The 23,569-nt window shown below is 55.7% G+C and carries 29 protein-coding genes and 1 pseudogene; 17 read left to right on the forward strand and 13 right to left on the reverse strand.

All coding sequences use genetic code 11. From position 1 onward, the window contains the following. Positions 1-51 precede the first annotated feature (51 nt). From H9X86_RS02740 to H9X86_RS02765, 6 genes are all read right to left on the reverse strand, one after another. Positions 52-429 carry a desulfoferrodoxin family protein gene (locus H9X86_RS02740; protein ID WP_204900046.1) on the reverse strand — a complete coding sequence of 126 codons (378 nt, stop codon included), beginning with the start codon at positions 427-429 and terminating at the stop codon, positions 52-54. 101 nt (positions 430-530) lie between these two features. Continuing rightward, positions 531-1,904: a hypothetical protein gene (locus H9X86_RS02745; protein WP_204900047.1), complete on the reverse strand. Its 1,374-nt coding sequence runs from the start codon at positions 1,902-1,904 to the stop codon at positions 531-533. Between the two features lie 2 nt (positions 1,905-1,906). After that, positions 1,907-2,644, reverse strand: a complete 738-nt coding sequence (locus H9X86_RS02750) for an ATP-binding cassette domain-containing protein (protein ID WP_204900048.1) — start codon at positions 2,642-2,644, stop codon at positions 1,907-1,909. Positions 2,645-2,659: 15 nt separating this feature from the next. After that, on the reverse strand, positions 2,660-3,148 hold the full coding sequence (locus H9X86_RS02755; RefSeq protein WP_204900049.1) for a hypothetical protein: 489 nt from the start codon (positions 3,146-3,148) through the stop codon (positions 2,660-2,662). Next, positions 3,145-3,867 (reverse strand): hypothetical protein, encoded by a 723-nt coding sequence (locus H9X86_RS02760; RefSeq protein WP_204900050.1) that lies wholly within the window; start codon positions 3,865-3,867, stop codon positions 3,145-3,147. The genes H9X86_RS02755 and H9X86_RS02760 overlap by 4 nt, the downstream gene beginning before the upstream one ends. Next, a complete protein-coding gene (locus tag H9X86_RS02765) occupies positions 3,864-4,247 on the reverse strand; it encodes a GntR family transcriptional regulator (RefSeq protein ID WP_204900051.1) in 384 nt (127 codons plus the stop codon). Before H9X86_RS02765 ends, H9X86_RS02760 begins: the two co-directional genes overlap by 4 nt. A gap of 165 nt (positions 4,248-4,412) precedes the next feature. Between H9X86_RS02765 and H9X86_RS02770 the strand changes: the two genes are divergently transcribed. From H9X86_RS02770 to H9X86_RS02800, 7 genes are all read left to right on the forward strand, one after another. Further along, positions 4,413-4,736, forward strand: coding sequence for a PadR family transcriptional regulator (locus H9X86_RS02770; RefSeq protein ID WP_204900052.1), 324 nt, complete (start codon positions 4,413-4,415; stop codon positions 4,734-4,736). Continuing rightward, a complete protein-coding gene (locus H9X86_RS02775; RefSeq protein ID WP_204900053.1) occupies positions 4,733-6,076 on the forward strand; it encodes a DUF2812 domain-containing protein in 1,344 nt (447 codons plus the stop codon). The genes H9X86_RS02770 and H9X86_RS02775 overlap by 4 nt, the downstream gene beginning before the upstream one ends. Beyond that, the gene (locus H9X86_RS02780) at positions 6,073-6,345 is read left to right on the forward strand and encodes a cysteine-rich small domain-containing protein (RefSeq protein ID WP_243416802.1); all 273 of its coding nucleotides are present in this window, start codon (positions 6,073-6,075) and stop codon (positions 6,343-6,345) included. Before H9X86_RS02775 ends, H9X86_RS02780 begins: the two co-directional genes overlap by 4 nt. Next, entirely contained in the window at positions 6,338-7,207 is an 870-nt protein-coding gene (locus tag H9X86_RS02785) for an NAD(P)H-hydrate dehydratase (protein WP_204900055.1), read from the forward strand. The genes H9X86_RS02780 and H9X86_RS02785 overlap by 8 nt, the downstream gene beginning before the upstream one ends. Before the next feature lie 154 nt (positions 7,208-7,361). Continuing rightward, a complete protein-coding gene (locus tag H9X86_RS02790; RefSeq protein ID WP_204900056.1) occupies positions 7,362-8,141 on the forward strand; it encodes an EFR1 family ferrodoxin in 780 nt (259 codons plus the stop codon). A 2-nt stretch (positions 8,142-8,143) separates the two neighbouring features. Beyond that, positions 8,144-8,497 carry an arsenate reductase family protein gene (locus H9X86_RS02795; protein ID WP_204900057.1) on the forward strand — a complete coding sequence of 118 codons (354 nt, stop codon included), beginning with the start codon at positions 8,144-8,146 and terminating at the stop codon, positions 8,495-8,497. Between the two features lie 54 nt (positions 8,498-8,551). Then, a complete protein-coding gene (locus H9X86_RS02800; protein ID WP_204900058.1) occupies positions 8,552-9,115 on the forward strand; it encodes a 3'-5' exonuclease in 564 nt (187 codons plus the stop codon). 51 nt (positions 9,116-9,166) lie between these two features. Here the strand turns inward: H9X86_RS02800 and H9X86_RS02805 are convergent, their stop codons facing one another. Then, a complete protein-coding gene (locus H9X86_RS02805; RefSeq protein WP_204900059.1) occupies positions 9,167-9,622 on the reverse strand; it encodes a PaaI family thioesterase in 456 nt (151 codons plus the stop codon). A 175-nt stretch (positions 9,623-9,797) separates the two neighbouring features. On the opposite strand from H9X86_RS02805, the gene H9X86_RS02810 reads away from it, so the two are divergent. From H9X86_RS02810 to hpf, 9 genes and pseudogenes are all read left to right on the forward strand, one after another. After that, on the forward strand, positions 9,798-10,676 hold the full coding sequence (locus H9X86_RS02810) for a prephenate dehydrogenase (RefSeq protein ID WP_204900060.1): 879 nt from the start codon (positions 9,798-9,800) through the stop codon (positions 10,674-10,676). Between the two features lie 84 nt (positions 10,677-10,760). After that, the gene (locus tag H9X86_RS02815; RefSeq protein ID WP_346011418.1) at positions 10,761-11,894 is read left to right on the forward strand and encodes an AI-2E family transporter; all 1,134 of its coding nucleotides are present in this window, start codon (positions 10,761-10,763) and stop codon (positions 11,892-11,894) included. A gap of 54 nt (positions 11,895-11,948) precedes the next feature. Then, on the forward strand, positions 11,949-12,230 hold the full coding sequence (gene yabP / locus H9X86_RS02820; RefSeq protein WP_204900062.1) for a sporulation protein YabP: 282 nt from the start codon (positions 11,949-11,951) through the stop codon (positions 12,228-12,230). Between the two features lie 3 nt (positions 12,231-12,233). Next, positions 12,234-12,494 (forward strand): annotated as a pseudogene (gene yabQ, locus H9X86_RS12980) (spore cortex biosynthesis protein YabQ); the annotation flags it as partial. Positions 12,495-12,705: 211 nt separating this feature from the next. After that, complete coding sequence (locus H9X86_RS02825) at positions 12,706-12,984, forward strand: FtsB family cell division protein (RefSeq protein ID WP_204900063.1); 279 nt, start codon at positions 12,706-12,708, stop codon at positions 12,982-12,984. A gap of 33 nt (positions 12,985-13,017) precedes the next feature. After that, a complete protein-coding gene (locus H9X86_RS02830; RefSeq protein WP_510186719.1) occupies positions 13,018-13,515 on the forward strand; it encodes a S1 RNA-binding domain-containing protein in 498 nt (165 codons plus the stop codon). A gap of 188 nt (positions 13,516-13,703) precedes the next feature. Then, a complete protein-coding gene (locus tag H9X86_RS02835) occupies positions 13,704-14,846 on the forward strand; it encodes an amidohydrolase (RefSeq protein ID WP_204900065.1) in 1,143 nt (380 codons plus the stop codon). A 3-nt stretch (positions 14,847-14,849) separates the two neighbouring features. Next, positions 14,850-15,692, forward strand: coding sequence for a fumarate hydratase (locus tag H9X86_RS02840; RefSeq protein ID WP_204900066.1), 843 nt, complete (start codon positions 14,850-14,852; stop codon positions 15,690-15,692). 129 nt (positions 15,693-15,821) lie between these two features. Next, entirely contained in the window at positions 15,822-16,367 is a 546-nt protein-coding gene (hpf, locus tag H9X86_RS02845) for a ribosome hibernation-promoting factor, HPF/YfiA family (RefSeq protein WP_204900067.1), read from the forward strand. A 91-nt stretch (positions 16,368-16,458) separates the two neighbouring features. On the opposite strand, the gene H9X86_RS02850 is transcribed toward hpf, so the two are convergent. Then, a complete protein-coding gene (locus tag H9X86_RS02850; RefSeq protein WP_204900068.1) occupies positions 16,459-16,914 on the reverse strand; it encodes a low molecular weight protein-tyrosine-phosphatase in 456 nt (151 codons plus the stop codon). A gap of 196 nt (positions 16,915-17,110) precedes the next feature. Between H9X86_RS02850 and srtB the strand changes: the two genes are divergently transcribed. Further along, on the forward strand, positions 17,111-17,890 hold the full coding sequence (gene srtB / locus H9X86_RS02855; RefSeq protein ID WP_204900069.1) for a class B sortase: 780 nt from the start codon (positions 17,111-17,113) through the stop codon (positions 17,888-17,890). A 52-nt stretch (positions 17,891-17,942) separates the two neighbouring features. Here the strand turns inward: srtB and H9X86_RS02860 are convergent, their stop codons facing one another. From H9X86_RS02860 to H9X86_RS02880, 5 genes are read right to left on the reverse strand one after another with little or no spacing between them, the layout of a single operon-like run. Next, positions 17,943-18,473, reverse strand: coding sequence for an FmdE family protein (locus H9X86_RS02860; RefSeq protein WP_204900070.1), 531 nt, complete (start codon positions 18,471-18,473; stop codon positions 17,943-17,945). Beyond that, a complete protein-coding gene (locus H9X86_RS02865) occupies positions 18,466-20,121 on the reverse strand; it encodes an oligopeptide/dipeptide ABC transporter ATP-binding protein (protein WP_204900071.1) in 1,656 nt (551 codons plus the stop codon). The genes H9X86_RS02860 and H9X86_RS02865 overlap by 8 nt, the downstream gene beginning before the upstream one ends. A gap of 10 nt (positions 20,122-20,131) precedes the next feature. Next, positions 20,132-20,929, reverse strand: coding sequence for an ABC transporter permease (locus H9X86_RS02870; protein ID WP_204900072.1), 798 nt, complete (start codon positions 20,927-20,929; stop codon positions 20,132-20,134). Further along, positions 20,929-21,891 (reverse strand): ABC transporter permease subunit, encoded by a 963-nt coding sequence (locus H9X86_RS02875; RefSeq protein WP_204900073.1) that lies wholly within the window; start codon positions 21,889-21,891, stop codon positions 20,929-20,931. The genes H9X86_RS02870 and H9X86_RS02875 overlap by 1 nt, the downstream gene beginning before the upstream one ends. A gap of 8 nt (positions 21,892-21,899) precedes the next feature. Further along, positions 21,900-23,471, reverse strand: a complete 1,572-nt coding sequence (locus H9X86_RS02880; protein ID WP_204900074.1) for an ABC transporter substrate-binding protein — start codon at positions 23,469-23,471, stop codon at positions 21,900-21,902. Positions 23,472-23,569: the final 98 nt, after the last annotated feature.

Raw genomic sequence — 23,569 nt, forward strand, 5'->3', positions numbered from 1 at the left:
GGGACTGACGGGTTGAGTCAGTCCCTGCGCCTTTTCATATGAGGAGGGGGATTAGAGCTGGGTCATCCACAGGCCGTGGAGGTTGCAGTAGGCATACACTGCCACGGGGGTCTCATCGCCCAGGTGGAAGACAGCACGGGGAGCGTCACCGGGCTGGAGCTGAATGCGGTGACCACCGTTCCCGGTCTTCACATAGATCCAGGGAATATAGTGCTCTGCCACCATGGGGTGCTCCACGGAGCCAACCTGAACGGTGAGTACGCCGTTTTCCAGAGTAGCCACGGGGATGTGCTTCTCGCCGCTGGCCTCTACGGTGTTGGGAACCAGCTCCTCCATAGGCTGTCCGCAGCAGACCACGGGGACACCGGCGTCGTGAATCATGCCCACAATGTTGCCGCAGTGCTTGCAGCGAAGGAATCGAGTCTTCATAGATGAACCCTCCTGTTTCCAGTTAAATTGGGTGGATGTCCCACCAAGGGATAGTATACCACGTATGGAGAAAAATGAACAGGCCTGGGACACCTTTTTTGTTAGTCTGTGGGAACAAATTCAAGCCGCAGATCCGTCAGGGTGATGGGATGGTGGGTTGCAAGGGAATCCTGAATCTGACTCATGGTCAGGTCAGCGGCATATAGGCATCCCTGTGGGTCGTATACCACCAAAGTGATATAGGCGAGGTCTCCACTGCGGGGATGGGACAGGGTATAGAGGGTATCGCCACGCAGGATGCTGGTGATGGAAGCCCCACCGTAGCGGGGCATGTTGTCCGGAACTGTGGTGGAGATGAACTGGAAGAACGTCCCATCTTCTTCCAGCCTCCACGCCTCCACGGTGGACTGTCCCAGCTGACCCTGCTGTGTCCGATGGGTTCCCATATAGACAATGTGGTCATCTGCGGCATAGAAAGACAGCACCCAGTTGGTATTGTCCAAGTCGAATTTCTGGCTCTGTGCCCCCGTGGACAGATCAATGAGGGTCAGCTGATTGGGGTGGCTATCGGTGGCAGACGTGACCAGGGCCAGTTGCTGGCCGTTTCCGGTCAGGGCCATGGCCTGGGCCGGAGCATCCATAGGTGCTACCAGCTCAACCTTGGACACATCTATCATGCCGGTACCATCCTCGGTGCGCATCAGGGGCAGACGATACAGCCCCGGCGTGACAGCGGTGTCATCCAGGTCGATGTCCAGCACGTCGTAGGGGAATGGTACATAGAAGGCGTCTTGGAAGTACACGGCTTTGGCGGTGATGTAGGGCATTTCGGGAGAGTAGAAGGAAAAACCACTGATGGTACCGTCCGGCTGCACGGTGACGGTGATCTCTGCGGTTTCGTTTCCGGCGATGGGGATGGGAAATACGTTGGACAGATCCACGGTCCGGTAGGAGGAGTACCCCATGAGCTGCCAATCGTAACATTCAATGGAGATGGGATAGAACTTCAGATAATCTCGCAGCATCACGGTCTCGGTATAGCTGCCCCCCTGGGCAGGAGCACGGCTGGCAACGTCCTGTACCATATCCCGATAGCCGGGATAAGAAGTGCTGTTATAGTCAAAGACATTTCCGGTGGTGGCAGTGACGCTGATAAAAGAGGTGATGGTAAGCTGGGGGTCGGTGGTGCTGGGGGTGTAGAGAACCGGTTCAGACTGGGCGGAGAACCGGAACTGGCTCTCACAGCTGGGGGTTTCCGCCGGAGTAAAGGTGGTGGTCCAGTGCAGCTGCCCGTCCATTTGGGTTTCTGCCACCAGCTGCAAGCCCTGGACGTTGGCCGAATCACCCACCAGATACTGAGGATTGGCAGAGAAAGTGACCTCTTCTGTGGTGGGAAGAATGGTGGCAAGGGCAGCTACAAATACCACGGCAGTGGCAGTGAGCAGAGCGGTGAAGGCAAAGAGGGCACGTTTCATGGTCAATCCTCCTCTCCGGTTAGCTCCGACAAGGTGCTGCTCACCCGGTCGGGGGCGTAGTGGTACTTTTCTTTCACATAGTCCCATGCCGTGAGGCCCTGTTCATCCAGCTCCATGGCAGATACATCTCCCACGATCTGGCCGTCCCACAGCAGCACCGCACGGCTGATAAAGGAGTTGATTTCCGTGAGCAGGTGGGTGGAGAGAATCACCGTCTCGGTGGGCTCCAGAATCCCCAACAGCACCTTGTAGAAATCCTCCCGGTTGAAGATGTCGTTACCAGCGAAGGGTTCGTCCATGAGAATGTATTCCGCTCCCTGGCACAGGGCCAGGATGACTTCAAACTGGTTTTGCTGTCCGGTGGAAAAGCTGCGCACAGGCCGATGCTGGGGCAGCTGGAAGAAGTCCATGAGAGCTTGGAACCGCTGATCCCTCCAGTGGGGGAAGTGGGAGCGGTAGAACTCCCGGTGGTCTTTGGGGGTGAGGTTTGGGAAAAAGGAGTGCTCGCAGGTGGCAAAGCTGAGCCGGGCAATGTTGGTGTGGTCAATGGGCGCTCCATCCAGGGTGATGGAGCCCTCACAGGGGAGCAGGCCCAGAATGCACTTGAGCAAGGTGGTCTTGCCTGCGCCGTTTTCACCAAACAGGCCCACGATCTCTCCGGGGGCAATGCTCAGATTGACACGATACAGAGCTTGGGTAGAGAACGGGTATTTTTTGCTTACGTTGGTCAGTTCCAGCATAACAGTAAACCTCCTTTAGTTCCAAAAGGCGTCCCAGGCGGATGGCGGAAGCAGCTGGCGGGGGGTACACCACCAATAAATGGCGAAGTCCAGCAGCAGCAGGACAGCTGCAAGAGCCACAAAGCAGAGTCCGGCCAGGATGGGAATGGTGAAGCAGCGACGAGCCAGTTCCCAACGGTTGGGCAGGCGGCGCATGGTGTAGATGCTCTTGGAGCCTGTGGAATGGGAGTGCCAAAACAGCCAAGCCAGAGGGATCATGGCCAGCACGGCGATGATGCAGCCGTACAGGCTGAAGCCCAGCAGAGAGGAGAAGGAGGGCATGAATGCGTCCGGTTTGAGATAGCGCACACCGTCTACGCCATGGTACCAGAGATTTTCGGATGCCTGGGCGTACAGATAGAGATAGTAGAGATCACACGCTGAGGCGGCTAGAGCGCCAAAGCCCAACCTGTTTAGCACTTTTCGGGGGGAGAACGTCATGGGAAACAGTGCTTGCAGCTTCATGTGACCACCTCCCGGGCTGTGGCTGTGACGTGTTGATAATAACTGACGCACACACCGGTCCACAGGACAAAGACCAGACAGATGGCCCAGGCGTAGTCACCGGGTTTGGCTGCGTACAGGGCGGTGAGCAGAGAGAAGACCACTGGAGGCAGGTAAATCTTACCCTCCCAACTGCGCATCATGCCAATGGCGGTGTTCACGCCCAGCCCCAGGCAAATCAGCGGGGTGGTAACCCAGAAGGGCCAGTCGGCCAGAGGAAGCAGGGGGTGAAGATAGACACTGCGGTAGCAAGTGAGCAGCGCCAACTGTGGGCTGATTTCGCTGGGATCCATGATGGAGTGATAAAGCACCATGGTAGCCATTACCACTGTCACCTGAAACAGCCAGAACAGCAGGTACACCCCTGTGCAGTACACAACATGGATGCGCAACACAGAGCGGGGCGACAGGGAGAGCCGAGACATGGTGTAGTTGACCCTGCTGCGAGACCCGCCGTAGCCAACCAAGAGAGCCACCGTAGCCAGGGTCAGTGCCACGGCCGGGGAAAAACGATAGACATGGAGATCCAGGATCTGTTCCAAAGACAAGCTGCCCACGCGGTTTAACAGCATGGCCCAGGCTGCCAGAAGCTGAGTTGCGGCCAAAGCCACCAGAAGAAGTAAAATGCGCCAAAAGGAGGTGGCGGCGGCCAGAGAGAATAGGGACACGGTTTTTTTCATGGAACATCCTCCTTCCATAGGGTCTCGATGAGGGAGACGGTCTGGCTGCGGGTGAGGCCCATGGCCCGCATTTTCCCAATGTACTCCAGGGTCTGGGTGTGAGGCAGCTGTTCCTGCATGGCCTGGGACTGCTCATGGGAGAGGCACACACAGCTCTTGCTGCCTGTGCGGGATGAGATGAGTCCTTCATCCTCCAGCATCCGGAATGCCTTTTGTATGGTGTTGGGGTTGACCCCCAGCAGGGCGGAGAGGGTGCGCCGGGAGGGCAGCTCGTCTCCATCCTGTACGGTTCCGGCAGCAATCCCTGCTTTCAGGTGCTGGATGATCTGCAAATAGATGGGAGTCCCATCTCGGAGGTGCAGGTCGTCAAAGCGCACCATGGTGTATCACATCCCTTCTAGTGTATTACTTGTATAGTACACTTTCTAACTGTATTATATGCGTAGTACGGTTTGGAGTCAAGAGAGAATTTACTTGACAATCTCGATGATCGAGAATATACTAAAGGTATGAAAACTCGAATATCGAGAATAGAGGTGAGAGACATGGCACGGGCAAAATTTCACACCCTGTCGGAGCAGATGTTTTATGTGCTGCTCTGTCTGGGAGAGGAGCGGTGTGGCATTGATATCTTGGATCAGGTGCCCGCCATGACAGAAGGTCGGGTACGGGTGGGATCAGGCACGCTGTACAACCTCCTGGAGCAGTTTCTGGAGGCGGGGTTCATTGTGGAGACCAAGGTGGAGGGGCGTCGGCGCAGCTATGTCATCACCGCCCAGGGACAGCAGGTGTTGGATCAGGAGTATAAACGTATCTGCGCTCAGGTCCGGGACTATCGGCGTTTGAGGGGAGAGGAGGGGCAAGGATGAAACAGCGCAAGCGTATTTGGAAAAGTTTCGCCTTTTTTGACCGCACCGGAGTGGTGGGTTTTTTGGAGCGGGAGGCCCGAAAGGGGTGGGTGTTGGAGGACACCTCTGGCCTGCGTTGGACCTTCCGGCGGGGAGAACCCAGGGTGGCCCACGTATGGATCACCTACCTGCCCCAGGACCTCTATGACCCCCAGCCCAGCCAGCAACTGGAGAACATGGCAGAGCTGGGGGCGTACACCGGCTGGCAGCTCACTGTGACTACCCCCTTTTTCCAGGTGTATTACAACTGGGGGAAGGAACCGCTTCCCATGGAGACTGACCCGATGACCCAGGTGGAGGGGATGCACCGGGTCTTCAAGAAAACGGTGCTGAGAGGGAGCTGGCTGTGGATGGCGGGGCTGACCCTGCTGCTTCTGCTGAACCTGGGGTACCTGTGGAGCAGCCCCATTGCCTTTCTGTCCAGCTATCCCTTTACCTATGGCCTTTTGCTAGGTGGACTGCTGTGGGTGATGGTTGGAACAAAGCTGGCGGGGTACTACCTGTGGCTGAACAGAGCCAGGCGAGAGGCTCAGCGGGGAGAGCTGACGGACACCCATCGCTGGAGCATAGCTCACCGTGTGGTGGGTGGAACTGTGGTGGTGGCGGTGCTCCTCTGGCTGGGAGGAAGCCTGCTGGTGAATCACAGTGCCAGCTTTCTGGGGATGGTCTTGCTATGCGGGCTGGCCAGCCTGATGGGAATTTGGGCGGTGACCTGGATGCGGGACACCATGAGAAAGGGGAAAGCCCCCAGAGACCGCACAGAAACGGCCACGGCGGTGGCCTCCTTTGCACTGTTTGTGGCTATCTTGGCCGGGGTCGGGACACTGTCTGCCCACCTGGGGTGGTTTCCGGCCAATGCGGGGGACAGCTGGTGGAGCCAGTACCCCGACGGCATACCCCTGACGGTGGAGCAGTTGCGGGGTGAGGTGGAAGAACAGGAGTTTTGGATTCGCCGAAACGGAGAAGAATCTCTGATGTTGGGGCAATACCAGGGATGGCAGGTTTCTGAGAAGGAAACCGGGCCAGAAGAGGACATGGACACGGTGATCTATGCTGTGACCCTGGTGAAGTTTCCGGCGCTGTACAACCTGTGCCGGGAGGAAATGCTCTGGGAGGACCACCAGAAGATAGACCCGGCCCCGTGGCTGGCCCGGGAGGCATACCGGAAGACGGACAAGAGCCGCCTGAGCACCTATCTGCTGTGCTACGAGGAATGCGTGGTGGAGATCAGTTTTGGCTGGGAGCCCACCCAGGAGCAGATGAACATGGTGGGGGAGAAGCTGGGAGGGGGATTACATTGAACCACAAGGACGCAGGACACAACTATGAATTTTTCTCCCACAAAAGCTGTGAGTTCTTTCCCTGTCATCCCACCCAGCACCCGGAGGAGTTCAACTGCCTGTTTTGCTATTGCCCTCTCTATCTTCTGGGGGAACAGTGCGGTGGCAATTTCACCTACACTCCGGGAGGCGTAAAGGATTGCAGCGGCTGTCTCATTCCCCATCGGCGGGAAAACTACGCCTATATTGTGGGGAAGCTGATGGAAAAGGAGGATGAAAATCATGGGTGAGATCATCTCAGTCTCCAAGGAAATGATAAAGCTGCCTCGCCGGCAGCGGGATAGCCACAAGGGAAACTACGGAAAGATCTTGGTTGTGGCAGGCAGCGAAGGCTACACAGGAGCCCCGGTGTTTGCCGCCCAGGGGGCGCTGCGCAGCGGGGCGGGGCTGGTGTATCTGGGTGTTCCTCGAGATGTCTACCCCATTGTGGCCACCCGGTGCTCCAGCGAAATGCCCTTCCCGCTGCCAGAGGATCCAGATGATTGCGTGGAGCGGGCCAAAACCTGTGATGTGATTTTGGCTGGCCCAGGTATGGGGCGCAGTCCCTGGGCCCAGCAGCTGATAGAAAAGCTGATAACCCAGGTGGAGAAGCCCCTGGTGCTGGATGCCGACGGACTCAACGCCTTGGAGGGGCGGACACAGCTGCTGCGTCAGCGCAAGGAGCTGACGGTCCTGACGCCCCATGACGGGGAGTTTGCTCGATTAGCTGGATGCGCCCTGCCGCTGCATGACCGGGTGGGGCAGGCTCGGCAGCTGGCCCGGGACACTGGGTGTGTGGTGGTGCTCAAAGGCCGCGAAACACTCACCGTAGAGCCTCAGGGACGGGTATGGCGCAATACCACGGGCAACCCGGGAATGGCCAAGGGAGGCAGCGGGGATATCCTGGCGGGGATGATCGCATCTTTCCTGGGGCAGAAACAGCTAGCGGAACGGGTTTCTTGCCCCGCCGAGCTGGTAGCTTGGGCGGTGTGCTGTCATGGAGCTGCGGGAGATGCGGCAGCAGCTCTGTGCGGGGAATTCGGGATGCTGCCTGATGACACCTTGAGGGCTGTGGCCGGGATATTGAAAGCGCACACCCAGACAGAAGGCTGAACCTGTGGGGAATATTCCTCTGAAAAGTAACAGATTTCCAGGCGGTTGGTCTCCCTATTATGTGAAGTTTTTTCGCTGCTGTGCATTGACACCAGAGTGAAATTCGAGTACTGTGTGCATAAGGAGAGAGGGAGTATCCCTTGGAGGAAAGAATATGATCGTTTATTTTTCGGCGACAGGAAATAGCCAGTTCTGTGCAGAGTGGCTGGCAGATCACAGAAAGGACGACTTGCTGGACACCTTCTACTATATCCGACACGGTGTGGCGGCAGAGTTGCAGTCTGAGAAGCCCTGGGTGTTTGTGATGCCCACATATTGCTGGCAGATTCCCCGTGTTGTGGAGGAGTTTTTGCTCAGTGGGCATTTCAGCGGCAGCCGGGATGCGTACTTTGTCATGACCTGCGGCGGTGAGGTGGGTGATGTGGAGCCCAGGCTGCGGGAGCTTTGCCAGCGCAAGGCCATGAAGTACCGTGGTGTTTTGCAGGTGGTGATGCCGGACAACTATCTGGTGATGTTTACCCCACCTGACCCTGCGCAGGCGGAGCGTATGCGTCAAAAGGCGGTTGTCACATTGGAGCAGGGTGCCCAGTGCATGGAGGAGGGAACATCCTTCCCGCCCATTGAAACGGGCAGGTGGGATGGTCTGAAATCCGGCCCTGTGAATCGGGCGTTCTACCGGTTTTATGCAAAAGCCAAGAAGTTTTATGCCAAAGACACCTGTGTTTCCTGCGGTAAGTGTGAGCATGTGTGTCCTCTGAATAACATCCACCTGGAAGGGGGCAAACCCGTGTGGGGGAATGCGTGTACCCACTGCATGGCCTGTATTTCCAAGTGCCCGGTGGAGGCCATTGAGTACGGAAAGGCCACCCGCAACAAGCAGCGGTATCTCTGCCCACCCTACCAGGGAAAAGAGAATCAACAAAAAGGAGAGTAACCATGAGTGTATTGTTTTTACAATATCCCCCCTGCACCACCTGCAAGAAGGCCAAGGCCTGGCTGGATGAGCATGGGGTGGACTATGTAGCCCGCAACATCAAAGAGGAGAACCCCAGCGCAGAAGAGCTCAAGGCATGGCACAGAAAAAGCGGCCTGCCGTTGAAGCGATTTTTCAATACCTCGGGCCTGGCTTACAAGGCACTGGGTCTGAAGGATCGGCTGCCTGATATGACGGAAGAGGAGCAGTACCAGCTGCTGGCCAGCGACGGGATGCTGGTCAAGCGGCCTCTGGTGGTGGGAGATGACGTTGTGTTGACTGGATTCCGGGAGGCACAGTGGCAAGAGCTGCTGTGAGGCATACGGGACACAAAAGTTGCAGTAGAAAAGATAAAGAGAGGCCTGTGAGAGATGTCCCAGAGAGTTGTAGCCTTTGACGTAGAGACCCCCAACTCCGTCAACGACCGAATGAGTGCCATCGGTATCACCGTCATGGAGAATGGCCGTGTGGTGAATGAATTTTATTCCCTGGTCAACCCTGAAGAGGAGTTCGAGCCGTTCAATGTGGAATTGACCGGGATCACCCCGGAGATGGTGGCCCAGGAGCCCACCTTCCCCCAACTGTGGGAAACCATACGCCCCATCCTGGAAGAGGGGATTTTGGTGGCCCATAATGCGCCGTTTGATATGTCGGTGCTGGCCAAATGCTTGCGGGACTACGGGCTGACCTGGCACAAGCGGGTTGCCTATGCCTGCACCTGCCAAATGAGCCGACGGCTGATTCCACAATCCCCCAACCATAAGCTCAACACGCTGTGTGACTACTTTGGTCTGGAGCTGGATCATCACCATGCCGGAAGTGACAGCAGGGCCTGCGGTGAGATCTACTTCCGCTGTGTGGAGACTGGGGCAGATGTGTCCGGCTTTGTGCGCACCTACGACGTGGAGCGCATTCGTGCGGAAAAGAAACGATGAAAACCCCGTGCCAGGTTGATGCCAACCTGGACGGGGTTTTCCTGTTCACATTCACTTGGAGCGAGAGCAGTACACGCCGGTGGCGGTGACCATAGTCCGCTGAGGCTGAGTGGGAGAAAAAATCTGTGCCTGGAGTTGGGCTGTGGTGCTGCCCGCCAGGGTTACCGTTACCCGCAGCCGCACCGTCTCGTTAAGGGGTACGGGCCGGGCATAGGTGAGGTTCATGGAAATGGTGGGAGTAAAGTGGCCATAGAGGCAGTAGCAGGTCAGACCCATGGCATTGTCCAGCATCAGGGCCAGCACACCTCCGTGGACAATGCCCATGGGATTGGATGTCCAGGCCTTGGTGTCGTATTCCAGCTCCAGGGTGAGGGAAGGCCCGTCACAACAAATCAGACGTGGGCACAGGTTCAGATTTGGCTTTTCAGGATCACAGGAGGGATGCAAGGTGTCCAGAGCGTGCTGGACTGTCTGAGAAAACTGGGAAGTGGTGATCTGAAAGGCCATAAAAGTCGCTCCTTTTGATTAAAATAAGTTTGTATAGTATAGTAACATAGGCGGTCCCAGGACGCAAGTGAGATTATGAATTGACTTTGCTGCTTGAAAGTGCTAAACTGCAACACAAAGGAGATACCCATGGCTACGGCCGTGGAAGATGACGCATCAGAAGGGAAGAAAACCAATGAAAGATAAACGCATTGTAGTTGTGGGATTGGGTTTGATCGGCGGCTCCATGGCCATGGCACTGCAGGGGTTTGAGAATTACGAGGTGGTGGGTGTGGTGCGCTCTGCTTCCACCTATCAGAAGGCGGTGGAGCGGAAAGCAGCGGACCGAGTGACCTACGATGCGGCTGCTGAACTTCCAGGGGCGGATATCGTGATTCTGGCCCAGGATCCCCAGGGAATTGTGTCCTTTTTGGAGGAGCATCGCAGCCGGTTCAAACCGGGCAGCGTCATTATAGATGTGTGCGGCGTTAAGCAGGCCATCATGGAGGGAGCTAACTGCCTGCCGGACAACGTGGACTTCATCGGCTGCCACCCCATGGCAGGTAAGGAAGTCTCGGGCATAGACAATGCCGAGGCAGGGCTATTCCGTAACACGCACTTTATCATGACCCCGCCGGAGGGAGTGAGCCAGGAGCACATCGAGTTGGTGGAACGGCTGGCTCGGTTCTGTCAGTTTCGTGATGTGATCCGTACCACCCCTCAGCGCCATGATGAGATGATCGCATATACCAGTCAGCTCATGCACATTATTGCTCTATCCGTATGTGATGATGAGGAGCTGTTTTCCTGTCGGGGCTTTGAAGGTGGTTCTTTCCGGGACTGCACCCGTGTAGCGGCCTTGGATGTCCCGCTATGGACACAGCTGTTCAGCCTGAATCGAGAGGCACTGGCCCAGACTGTGCGCAGGCTGGAAGGGCGTCTGGCTGCCTATCGCCGTGCCATCGAGACAGAGGATCACGAGCTTTTGGCGGCCATGCTCACCCACTCAGCGGCCAGAAAGAAACTGATGAACCTGGAGCAGGCCAGAGGCGATGATGTGCGCAACTCCTTTTGAGTGAAAAGAGATCTAAATAGGAGTATTTGTTGACGTGGGATGGGTATAAATGATAAACTGAGGGAGAGTAAGGCCAGCAAAGGAGTGCTGAATTTGGACAACGGACTATTTCGAAAATTGATACTACTCATTACCTATGCGGTGGCGCTGGTGGTGGTCATTGTCAAAATCGATGTGATTTTGGACTGGGGTTCCGGTGTGCTGTTGGCTTTCCGACCCATCTTCATCGGTTTTGCCATCGCCTTTATTCTCAGCCGCCCGTGTAACTTTTTTGTGCGAGTCTATGCCCGGGGGTTGGGGAATAAATGGAAGAGGTTTGCACGGCCTCTGGCGGTGACAACTGCCTACGTGATTTTGTTCGCTGCGGTTGGCATTCTCATCTCACTGGTGGTGCCTGAGTTAACCAAGAGCATTCAGCGGTTTATAGGCAACATGAACGTGTATGCCGGGAACCTCCAAGATCTCTTCGAGTTTCTGGTGGATAGATTGTCTCTGGATGCCTTGGCCAACCTGAATCTGTCTGACAAGATCAACGAGATCCTGGGCAAAGCCCTCAATCAGGTGTTGAACACCCTCACCGGCACAGTACCACATCTGATTTCTGCCACCAGCACTTTGGTATCTGCTGTGGTGACGACTGTGATCTCTTTCGTATTTTCTGTGTATATGCTCTCCGGCGGCCCAAAGCTCACAGCCCAGTGCCGCCGCCTGGTGGTGGTTTACCTGCCTGAGAAAGTGTCCAAACATGTGCTGGAGGTCGTGCGCCTGACTGCGGATACTTTTACCAAATATGTGTCTGGACAGCTGATAGAGGCTTGTATTTTGGGCAGCCTTTGCTTTGTGGGCATGGTGTTGTTCCACTTTGACTATGCGCCGCTGATTTCTGTTGTCATCGGAGTATCGGCGCTGATTCCCGTGGCTGGTGCCTACATTGGTGCTGTTTTGGCAGCGCTGCTGCTGGCCATGATTAGTCCCATCAAGGCTCTGTGGTTTTTGATATTCCTGGCGATTTTGCAGCAGCTGGAGGGCAATCTTATCTATCCCCGGGTGGTGGGCACCTCCCTGGGCCTGCCCGGTATCTGGGTGCTTGCAGCTGTGACTGTGGGCAGCAGCCTGTTGGGATTCGTGGGTCTGGTGGTCAGCGTCCCCGTCACCGCAGTGGTGTACACCATTTTGAAGTACGATCTCCGCAAGAGACTTTCAGAAAAAGAGGCATAGATCCGGGACAAACCCCATATACATGACTCATCCGAGATGAGGGAGAGTGGTTACATGGGATATGAGGTTGCAACGGAGGCCAGACATCACGTTACGATGGAAGATCGCAGGAGCCTGACTGTGTCTGGAGTGGAGGATGTTGAGCGCTTTGACGAGTCCAACATTGTGTTATCCACGACCCAGGGCGTTTTGGTGGTGAGTGGGGAAGGCCTGCACATTGAAAAACTGTCCTTAGACGGTGGCGATCTGAAAGTTGAGGGAAAGATCGACGCACTGACCTATGAGGAGGGGACAGAACAACGAGCCGGAGGCTTTTTCTCACGCCTGCTGAGATAATCTATGGGAGTTGATGTGGTCGGCCAGGCTCAGGTGCTGGGCCAGGGCTTCCTGCTGGGTCTGGTTCTGGGTGTATGCTATGATGCCATGCGTGGCATTCGTCGATGTTGCACATGGCGGTGGCTCTGGTTTATTTTGGATGTGGTGTTTTGGCTGGGAACATTGGTGGCTGTGTTTGCTCATGCCCTGATGTTGGGGACAGGAGTGATCCGGATCTACCATGGAATGGCATTTTTGCTGGGTGGTGTGGTATATTTAACGACACTGAGCCGAATTACACTCCCTGTTTTCGTGAAAAGCATCCAGCTGATATACAGAGCAGTTGGTGTTTTGCTTACTCCGGCAGAGCACACTGCCCGGGGAATAAAAAAAGTTTTGAAAAATCAAAAAAAAGACTTTCAAAATTGGATGGAATGGTATAAAATAAATGTTGTATATCATGTTGATGCACGTGTAGAAAAGGGGGCCGTCCAAGGTGAAAGTCAAACGCGCAGGCATTGGCACAAAACTGCTGGTACTGGTACTCCTGGTGGTTGGCGTCATCGCTTTGCTTTCCATGAGAAGTCAGCTGATGGCAGCTCAGGAACAAAGAGACGCACTGGCCCAGCAGGTAGAGGCACAGCAAGAGGAGAACGCCGCCCTTACCGACGACATGGAGCACAGCAGTGATCCCAACTATCTGGCTGACATTGCCAGAGCTATGCTGGGATTGGTAGAACCGGACGAGATCCGCTTTGTGGACACGTCCAAGTAAAAAGATTGGGCAGCTGTGACTGCTCAGAAAAAATTGGGAGAGGGAATAGAAAAGTCTATGGGGTTTGAAGTTGGATCCATTCTTGAGGGAAAGGTGACTGGGATCACCAAATTTGGCGCTTTTGTATCGCTGCCGGAAAATCGTTCCGGCCTCGTCCACATTTCTGAGATTGCCTATTCGTATGTCAATGACATTCATGAGCATCTCAATGAGGGGCAGACCGTGAAGGTAAAGGTCATCGGCATTGATGATAACAATCGCATCAATCTGTCGATGAAGCAGGCTCTTCCGCCTCCGGCCCGTCCGGAGCGTCGCGCCAACCCTCGACCCATGGGATATCGAGGAGAGAACGGTGGGGAGCGCCGTCCCAGCCGCAGACCTGGCGTGAGCAGCTTTCAGGCTGCGCCGCCCCAGCCCAAGGGGCCGGTAAGTTTTGAGGATCAGCTCAAGCAGTTTATGGCCAGTTCAGACAGCAAGCTCTCTGAGCTGCATATGAACGAAAAGCGCAGCAGCCGTCGGGGCCGCCGCTAAAGAAGTGCTCTCACGGGGCGGGCGAAAGCCCGCCCCGTTTTTTGCATAAAAAAGTGGCTTCCCCCAAGGGGGAAGCCTAGAAGTTGTCGCGCGGGAGAATGGAATGACTGCATGGGAGAGTCCCATGCTGCGGTTATGCCGCAGATATAGTATAGCAAATCAGAGCGAAGAAATATGTCGAAGGGAGGATGAATGGGTTGATCGTTCTCAACGGAGTCATACACACCATGGACGGTGAGATCATAGACAGCGGCTACATCCGGATAGACCGGGGGAAGATCTGTCAGGTAGGTCACATGAGTCAGATGCCTGCCGGTGTGGATTTGGAGGATGCCATAGATGCCAGGGGCGGACATATTGTGCCGGGCCTCATTGATATTCATTGCCACCTGGGCCTATGCGGCTGTGACGGAGAAGATTTGAACGAGACGTCTCAGATATGCACGCCCTATGTTCGTGTACTGGACGGCGTCAATCCCCAGGATCCATATGTGAAAGAGGCCAGACAGGCAGGGGTGACCTGTGTGATGGTGCACCCGGGTTCCACCAATCCCATTGCGGGGCAGGCTTTGCTGATGAAAACGGCGGGGCGTATTGTGGATGAGATGGTGGTACGGGCCCCTGCGGCCATGAAGTTTGCGCTGGGGGAGAATCCCAAGGGACGCAGTGGATGGCCAGCCACTCGCATGGGGACAGCGGCGGTGATTCGGGAGATGCTTACCCGTGCCTCTGAGTACAATCTCAAGTGGGAATCAGCCCGTGCGGATGAGCAGGCGGAGATGCCGGACTTTGACCCCAGCTTGGACGCACTACGAGGGGTGGTCAGCGGGCAAATTCCTGCCCACTTTCATGTCCATCGGGCGGATGACATTGCCACGGCAATACGGATTGCCAAGGAGTTTGGCCTTGAGTATACCATCGTCCATGGCACGGAGGGGTACCTGGTGGCAGACTATCTGGCTCGGGAAGGTGTGTCGGTGATCACCGGCCCCATTTTGACCGATCGCTCCAAGGGGGAACTGCGTCAGATGTCTCTGGCCAACACGGCAGCCCTGGCGAAGGCCGGGGTACAGGTGGCCATTTGCACCGACCACCCGGAGACACCGGCACCTCAGCTGTTGCTGTGTGCAGCGATGGCAGCCCGTTGGGGGATGGATGAGGAGGAGGCTCTGGCTGCCATTACCATCAATGCGGCCTGTATTGCCGGCGTGGATCACCGCATTGGATCCATCACCCAGGGCAAGGACGCAGATCTGGTGGTGCTGGACGGCCCACCGCTGGACTGGCGCAGTCGTATCACTCATGTTTTTATAGACGGACAAGAGGTGTAACAAATGAAGGAAATTACAAGTCAGCAGCTGTCTGAACTGGTCAAAAAGTTGTGCATTGAGGCAAATACGGTGCTCCCCCAGGATTTGTGCCACGCCATCTGTGAGGCACGCAAAGAGGAGGCATCTCCGGTGGGGCAGGCAGTTTTGGGGGATCTGAAGGAAAATTTCGAGTTTGCCCGGGAGAAGGGGTTGCCCATCTGTCAGGATACCGGCATGGCAGTGGTGTTTGTAGAATGGGGACAGGATTGCCATCTGGTAGATGGTAGTCTGGAGCAGGCTGTGAACCAGGGAGTGGCGGATGGCTACATTCAGGGTCATCTGCGCCTGTCTGTGGTGGGAGATCCTCTGCGCCGAGTCAATACCCAGAGCAACACCCCGGCCATTGTACACCTGCAGATGGTGCCTGGGGACACCGTCACCATTACTGTGGCTCCTAAGGGGTTTGGCAGTGAAAATATGACCCGGATGAAGATGTTTCGTCCTTCTGTCACCCAGCAGCAGGTAGAGGACTTCATTGTGGAAGCGGTGTCTCTGGCTGGCTCCAATCCATGTCCTCCTGTGGTAGTGGGTGTGGGCCTGGGTGGCACATCAGAGAAGGCCGCCATCCTGGCTAAGCGCGCCTTGCTGCGTCCTGTGGATCAGTGGAATGTTGATTCGTTCTATCGGGAGATGGAGCAGAGACTGCTGGAGCGCATCAATCACCTGGGCATCGGCCCCCAGGGCTTGGGGGGGACAACCACAGCACTTACGGTGGCCATTGAGCCCTTTGGCACCCACATTGCCGGGCTTCCCTGCGTGGTCAATCTGGGCTGTCATGTCACCAGACATTCCAGCGGAACACTGTAACGAGAAAAAGAATTTGTGAATTTTTCATAAAGGTATAGCGTCTGGTAGGGAAGTGTGTTATAATCTCTTACAAGGAGAGAACCTCCCAATGACACGCCCTCCCGGTGGAGGGCGAAAGGAGCTGAGCACATGAAGTTTACCTTTACTGAAAAGAAGGTCCATCTGCCCAAGGCTTTGCACAATTATGCAGAGAAAAAGGTAGGAAAACTGGAGCGCTACTTCAAGACGGACAGCGAGGCAAATCTGGTATTTTCCGTTGAGAAGGATCGGAACAAGGTAGAGTTGACCATTCGCTCCGGGGCCACGATTCTGCGTGTGGCGGAGAGTACCTCTGATATGTTTGCATCGGTGGATGCTGCCGTCACGTCCATGGAGCGTCAGCTGCGTAAGCATAAGACCCGTCTGGAAAAGCGTCTGCGTCAGGATGCTTTTACGCGAGTCATCCCCCAGGAGGAACAGTCCTCTTTCGTCCCCGATGTGGTGGAGGAGAGTAAATTCGAGGTGGTTCGCACCAAGAAATTCCCCATCAAGCCCATGACGGTGGACGAGGCCATCTTGCAAATGGATCTGCTGGGCCACACGTTCTTTGCCTTCAAGAATGATGACACGGGAGCTTTTTCCGTGGTGTACCAGCGCAATGACGGCGGTTATGGCCTCATTGAGGATGAGGGCTAAATTTCCTGTATACTGAAAAAGTCCGGCTGCGGAGTTTCCTCCGCAGCCGTTTTTTTCTGTCTATGGGGTGTTGTAGGTTGGTGAATACAGGTCAATCTCGGTGCAGTTTCGCCAAAAGTTCCGTGCATCCCTCCCATACATCGTGCCAGGTCTGTTGGAAATCCCCGGTGTACCAGGGATCGGCCACTTGTCCAGGACGAGGGGTGTAGTCCAGAAGACGGTGAATTTTGTTTTCTGGATCCCCGCCGCATATGCGCTGCATATTGCGAATGTTGGCGTCATCCATGCCAATGAGCAAGTCAAAATCCTGGTAGTCGGATCTGCGCAGCTGCCTGGCGGCATGTCCGCCGAAAGGGATACCGTGGGAGGCCAGCGTGCGGGCAGCAGGGGGATAGATGGGGTTTCCGATTTCTTCGGTGCTGGTGGCGGCAGATGCAATATAGAACTGTTCTGACTCCTTTGCTTGTGAAACCAGGTGCTTCATGACAAATTCAGCCATGGGGCTGCGGCAGATGTTGCCGTGGCAAACGAAAAGTATTCTGGTCATCTTTTGTATGTCCCTTCAAAAGAATTGTATGTACAAAGCTATTATATCATAGGTCAAAGGCTTTTGCACCGTGTATGATGTTATGGATCAAGCAAACGACTTGAGCTACCCAGGTGCATACAATGACATTGAAGTTTCTTTCAAAATGTGGTAGAATAAATCCGTTAAACCCAAGACTCAGGAAAGGGGATCACATATGAAATGGTTATATCGCATTGTCTGCGCAATCCTGGTTGTTGTGATGCTGGTATCAGCTTGGAAGATTTGGAGCATCATGTCTGAATATAAAGAGGGCGAGGATGCCTATCATGATATTGAGCAGTTTATCACCATCCCCTCTCCCACGCCCGCTCCCTCGGATGCAGGGGCGGAGCCGTCTGTGCAGCCCACACAGGATCCTCTGACCCAGTTCCCGGTGGTGGATTTTGCCGCCCTGCAACAGATGAACTCGGATGTGGTGGGGTGGATTTACATTCCCGGCACCCACGTCAATTACCCCATCGTGCAGGGCAGTGACAACAGCTATTATCTGAACCGTCTGTTCACCAAGCAGTGGAATAGCGCAGGAGCTATTTTTGAGGACTATCGCAATGCGCCGGATTTCTCTGATGTCCACAGCATCATTTACGGCCATCGGATGAATAACAATACGATGTTCCATGACCTGAAGCTGTATGGAGAACAGGACTTTTACGAACAACATTCCGTGGGATATCTGTTGACGCCTGAAGGCACCTATATGCTGGAATTTTTCGCAGGCTATGTCAGCAGTGTGGACTCCAACGCTTGGGAACTGAATCTGACACAGGGGAACTTTGATTCCTGGGTAAAGGATCAGCAACAGCGATCTGCGTTTACCAGTCTGGTACAACCTCAGGTGGGAGATCGGGTGGTGACTTTGTCTACTTGCAGCACCGCCTTTGAAAATGCCCGTTTTATTCTGCACGGTGTGCTGCGACAGGCGGATGTAGATTGAGATAATTAAGCGGCTTGAGCCAGGTGTGTGCCTGACGCAAGCCGCTTTTCACTTATATGTCAAATCTCCGATATGGATGTGCACAGTCCAGACATACCAGACGACCATTTTCCAGCCGCAGCATGGACTCGGCGGTGAGTTCTCCACAGCAGCTGCAAGGTTTTGAGGCAAAGAGGAGGGCACGCTCCGGCAAGGAGAGCACCGTCTCTTTCACATCGAACAGCTCTGATGCAGGTGTGCTTTGCAAGTAGTCAAATTTACTCTCCTTGTCAGGGAAGTCGGGGGTGGGTCGCAGAACCAGCCGCACAGATCGCCCGCCGTTGCGCTCATAGAAGGAGAAAGCCTGCTTGCCCCGGAGGTGAAAGAGCAAATTTCCTTTGCCCATGCTGCATCCCAGTATGACCTGAATGGCATCCACGCCGCAGGCATCGTTTTCCGTAATGCACACCACAGACTCATCCTCTGAACGGTTCAGCCCCAGCAGCTCCATAGCGTAGAGAGCGGCCTTGTAGCCGATGGTAAGGCCGCCACAGGCGTGGCCATGAAATGCCACACAGGCGTCCCAGAGTGTTTGATTATTCATGATGGGTGTCCTCCTTGATGGAAATGATAGAGTCTAATTTGCTGAGAAGAAACTGAGTGGGCTCCACCGGGTGCAGAGTTCCCCCTTCCAGTTGATAGATGTGATCAGAGATTTTGCAGGCGCTGTACAGGTCATGGGTAATCATCAGCATGGAAAACCCACGGCGATACTGCAATCCTTTGAGCATTCGCAGCAGATTGGCCTTGGCGGAGGGATCCAGCATGGAAGTGGGTTCGTCTGCCAACAGCACTGCTGGCTCCATGGTGAGGGCTCGGGCCAGGGCCAGTCGCTGCCGCTGACCTCCGGACAGAGTCCCTACCTTACGCCGGTAGAAGCTGTCACAGGTGTACAGTCCCACGTCCTCCATAGCTCTGGCCATTCTCTGGGGATCATATACTCTGGCCAGACGCATTGGCTCGGATACTGCATCTGCCACCGTCATATGGGGGTTGAGGGCGGCTTGGCTGTCTTGAAGCACCATCTGGATGCCACCTGGCTGTCGATGGAGGTGGAGCAGATCCTGGTCTTGATCCTGAAACCGGATGGTGCCGGGGGCATGGAGGGGAAGCAAACCGCACAGCAGGTGAGCCAGGGTTGTCTTTCCGGCTCCAGAGTGGCCCACCAGGGACACGATCTCTCCGGCGTATAGAGTGAGGTTTATGTTTGAGAGCACCTGGGTTGTCCCGTAGGCATGAGACAGACCGTGACAGGAGAGCAGAGGCACAATGCCGCCCCGATGGCAGGCAAGTGCCCGGCCATCCGGTTGATGGATGAGGTCAGGGGCACTCTGCTTGCACAGGGAAACGCTTTGCGTACACCGCCCATAAAAGGGGCAGCAGTGGCCTCCCTGCGCCTCCTGAGTGGTGTTAGGACGAATGCCCCACAGATCTCGCAGGGGGTTGAGAGATACGGCAGACTGGAGCAGGCCCCGGGTATAGGGATGCCTGGGCCGTTCCAGAATGTCCTGGGTTGGCCCAGTTTCCTCCACATGCCCTTGATAGAGCACCATGGTGCGCCCGCCCAGTCGGCGGGCCAAGCCCATGTCGTGGGTTACCACCAGAAAGGAGGTGCCCAGGGAGCTGCGCAAGCGTTGAATGACGGAGAGAACAGTTTGACAGGAGTCTGGATCCAGGCTGGCGGTGGGCTCGTCCAGCAAAACCAGCTCTGGGTCCAGGGAAACTGCATTGGCCAGTAGAAATTTTTGCACCATGCCACCGGACAACTGGTGGGGACGGAGGGACAGATCATCCGGTGACAGTCCCACCAGTGCCATCAGTTCCCGGGCTTTTGTGGCACAGATATCCGGGGGATAGAGCTGGGCCAACACCTCATTCAGGTGTTGACCCAGGGTCAGCTTGGGATTGAGCCATTCCACCGAGTTTTGAAAGACCACAGAGAGGACTTTCATGCGCAGCTTACGGCGCTGGGCTTCCCTCATGGCCAGAAAATCTGTCCCGTGAAGGAGCACCTGCCCACTGGCTTTGCCCTCCGGAGGAAGCAGACCGGATAGGGCCTGGATGAGGGAAGTCTTCCCGCTGCCGGATTCTCCAATGACGGAGAGAATTTCCCCTTGTGCTATGTGAAAGCTCAGGGGATGCAGATGGAATTGTGGGTAGGATACAGAGAGGTTATGGACTTGCAGCAGCACGGTATTCCTCCTAAGTCTTGGGTAATTGAATGGCTTGCACCATCAGGCGCAGCAGCAGTGTGGACAGCACCATGGCCACCACCGGTGCCAGCAGCCACCAGAGCCAAAAATCGGTGCGGTAAATGCCGGGAAACTGGGTGGCTCGGGCAATCATCAGCCCCCAAGAGCGGGCCAGGGGGTCAGATAGGCCGAGAAAGGCAAGAGAGGACTCCTGCAAAATGGATTTTCCCACCACGCCCAGGGCTGAAACAGACAGCAACGGGAGCAGATCTCCCGCCAGATGGGTGCGCATCAGGTAGAACCGTCCGCCGCCGTACAGCTTTGCCATGCCCACATAGGGCCTGTGACATACACTGCGGGTTTTTGCTCGCAGTACCTGGGCCACCGGCGCCCAGGAAAACAGGCATAGGATCCAAATGACGTTCCAGGTATTTTGGCCCAGAAAGGCCCCCAGGACGATCATCACAGGCAACTGTGGAATGGAGAGGAACACCTGGATGAGCAGGCCAATGGCATTGTCCACCCATCCGCCTGCCAGACCGGCGGTAATTCCCAGCCCGCCTCCCAGCAAGAACGTACACAAGGCGGTCATGGCTCCAATTCCCACGCTACGGAAAAACCCGGCGGAGATTTGAGCGAACACATCCACACCCAGGTTGTCGGTGCCCAGCCAGTGGACGGCAGAGGGGGGCTGGAGGGAGGCTCCAGAGGGAAGTGCAGCATCAAAGGGGTAGAAGGTAACCCCCCAGAGAAAGATGAGGGTCAACCCGATAAAGAGAATGAGAGGGAGGAGAAGAGACTTTTTCATCAGCCCACCTCCTGTTCTGTGGTGTGGTTACACAGATCGGCCAGGGTCAGGCTCACCAGTACCAGCAGGGCAGAGAGAAGAAACACACCCTGGATCATGGGGTAGTCCCGGTAGGTCACGGCCTCCCTCAACACTGTGCCCAGGCCCGGATAGGCAAAGACATTTTCCACCAGAATGGTGCCGCCCACAGTGGTTCCCACCGAGAGAAAGAGACGAGCGACAATGGGGGCGATGCTGTTGGCGAGCAGGTAGAAGATCCACACTCGCCGCCGCCGCAGACCCTTGGCCTTGGCGTTTGTCATGTAGGGCTGATGGAGAACGGAGGAAAAGCTGGCCCAGGCGGTGAAAAAGAACTTGGGGAAAGTGACCAGGGTTAGAGCCAGAATGGGCATGAGACTGTGGAGGAGAATGTCGCCCAGCCGCTGCCAAAGGGAGGCGTACTGGGCGAAGGGAGTCACTGCTCCGGACAAAGGGATCCAGGGCACCTGGGCTGCCACCAGGAACAGCAGCAGCACTCCGGTGAGAAATGGCGGGATTTCTGCCAGGGTGGAGAGCACTGGAGATAAAACCATGCGGCCTTTCCCAGTGCCCACGCACAAAAGGGCCAGTCCTACCCCCAACAGGAGGCTCAAGACCAGGGAACACCCCATCATCCAAAGGCTCCAGGGCAGACGTTCCAGAAGAATGTCGGACACCGGGCGTTTATAGTGGATGCTCTGGCCCAGATCCCCGTGGAGATTGCGCACCAGCGTGTTCTCCAGCTGCTGGAGCCATGGCTGGTCCAGGCCGTAGTATGCCCGCAGCAATTCCTTCTGCTCTTGCGTATAGACATCACTCACATCCTGACCAGAGCCTGAAGCGGTGTAATCAAAGGGATCTCCGGGCATGAGGCGTGGAATGAAGAAATTGAGTAGATAGATGACCGTACAGGACGCAAGGAGCATCACAATGCGGCGTACCACAGGGGAGGTCAGCGCTCCATGTAGGAGAGTCGGTTTTGTTCGGCTTGTTGGTAAGCGTAGGTTTTCATCCATCCGTCGTAATAGTCCTTTCGATACATGGAATAGGTGGATTGGTTGGCAATGACCAGGATGGGAATCTCCTGACTCACCAGCAGCTCCAGCTCCTGGAACATTTCAACTCGTTGGTCAAAATCAGTCTCGGCCTGTTGCCCCTCCGCCAGACGGGTCATCTCTTCATTGGAATAGCCGATGGCACCCATGGAGTGGGGGTTGGTGCCGGAGAACTTGGAGATGTCGGAAAAGAGGGTGCGCATATAGGTGGGGGGATTGTTGCCCCAACCGCCGTTGCCCACCAAGGCAAACTCGTAGCTGCCCTGATTGATTTTCTCATCCCGGGTGGCGGAGTCGTAGGAGGCGACAGAGACTGTCATACCAGCCTGGGTTAGGCCGTTTCTGATGATTTCTGCAATGGCCAGGTCATCGGCATCGCTGCCGCACAGGAGGGTGACAGATAGACCTTGGTTGCCCAGCACTGCCTGGGCCTGTTGGGGATTATATTCATACTTCACAACATTTTCATTGTAGTAGATGCTGCCCTGGGGGACATAGCCTGCGCTGCCCACGGTTCCTGCGCCACGAAATACATTGTCCACCACACTCTGACGGTCAATGGCGGCATATACTGCCTGACGGCAGGAAAGCTGAAGAAACTCTGGGCATTTTTCGTAGTTGATGAGCAGTTTGTAGCCCATATCGTTGGCTTTGTCCACCAGGCCTATGTTGGGGTCACTGAGGTAGGCATCTTTCAAATCGGCAGGGAGGGAGGTGATGTCCAACTCTCCAGCATCAAAGGCCAGCAGGGGATCGCTGACAGGGATGAATTGGATCTTCTCTGTGCCCTGTTTCCCATTGCACCAGCCTTCGTAGGCGGTGAACTCGTACAGCCCGGTGGCCCCGTCGTACTGGGTGCAGCAGAAGGCTCCGCTGCCCACCAGGTAGCCCTCTCCGGTGTAGGAGTAGGGATCATCCACCTCAGACCAGATGTGCTGGGGCAGGATGACAAAACTGCCCAGGCTAGAAAGCGTGTCGGCGTCTGGCTCGGTCACAGTGAGGGTGATGGTATGGTCATCCACCACTGTGTAGTGGTCTACCATAAACTCCTCGCCTACGCCCAAAGGATTGGACACGGGGGGATGTTCCTTGTAGTAGTCCAGAGTGAATGCCACATCATCGGAGGTGAGGGCTTCCCCATCCTGAAAGACAGCGTCTTCAAATAGGGTGAAGGTGTAGTCATTGCCATTCACATTCCAGCTTTCTGCCAGCCAGGGCACGTCACCCTTCTCGTCCTTTTCCAGCAAGCTGGCGTACACCAACTTCATTTTGGCTGTGCCGGGTCCCCGGGGCTGACAGAGAAACGGGTTGGGAGCACCCCAGTCGGTGCCACCCTCCAGTTTGAGGGTGGGCACAGAATACGCAGTGCCGGAAGCAGCAGGGGACGTTGATGTGGATGGGGAAGTGCAGCCAGCGCACAAGGCCAGAGCGGCGGCGCAAGCGAGGGGGATGACGGGTTTTGCGTTCATAGAGAGCCTCCTGAGTAAATGTAACAAAAAAAGTTCATCAAGAGCACCTGCTGGTGCTCCTGATGAACTTCTGGTTCATCCAATGTGATTGTAGAGAG

The sequence above is a fragment of the Pseudoflavonifractor capillosus genome, assembly GCF_016902575.1.
Classification (GTDB): Bacteria; Bacillota; Clostridia; order Oscillospirales; family Oscillospiraceae; genus Enterenecus; species Enterenecus capillosus_A.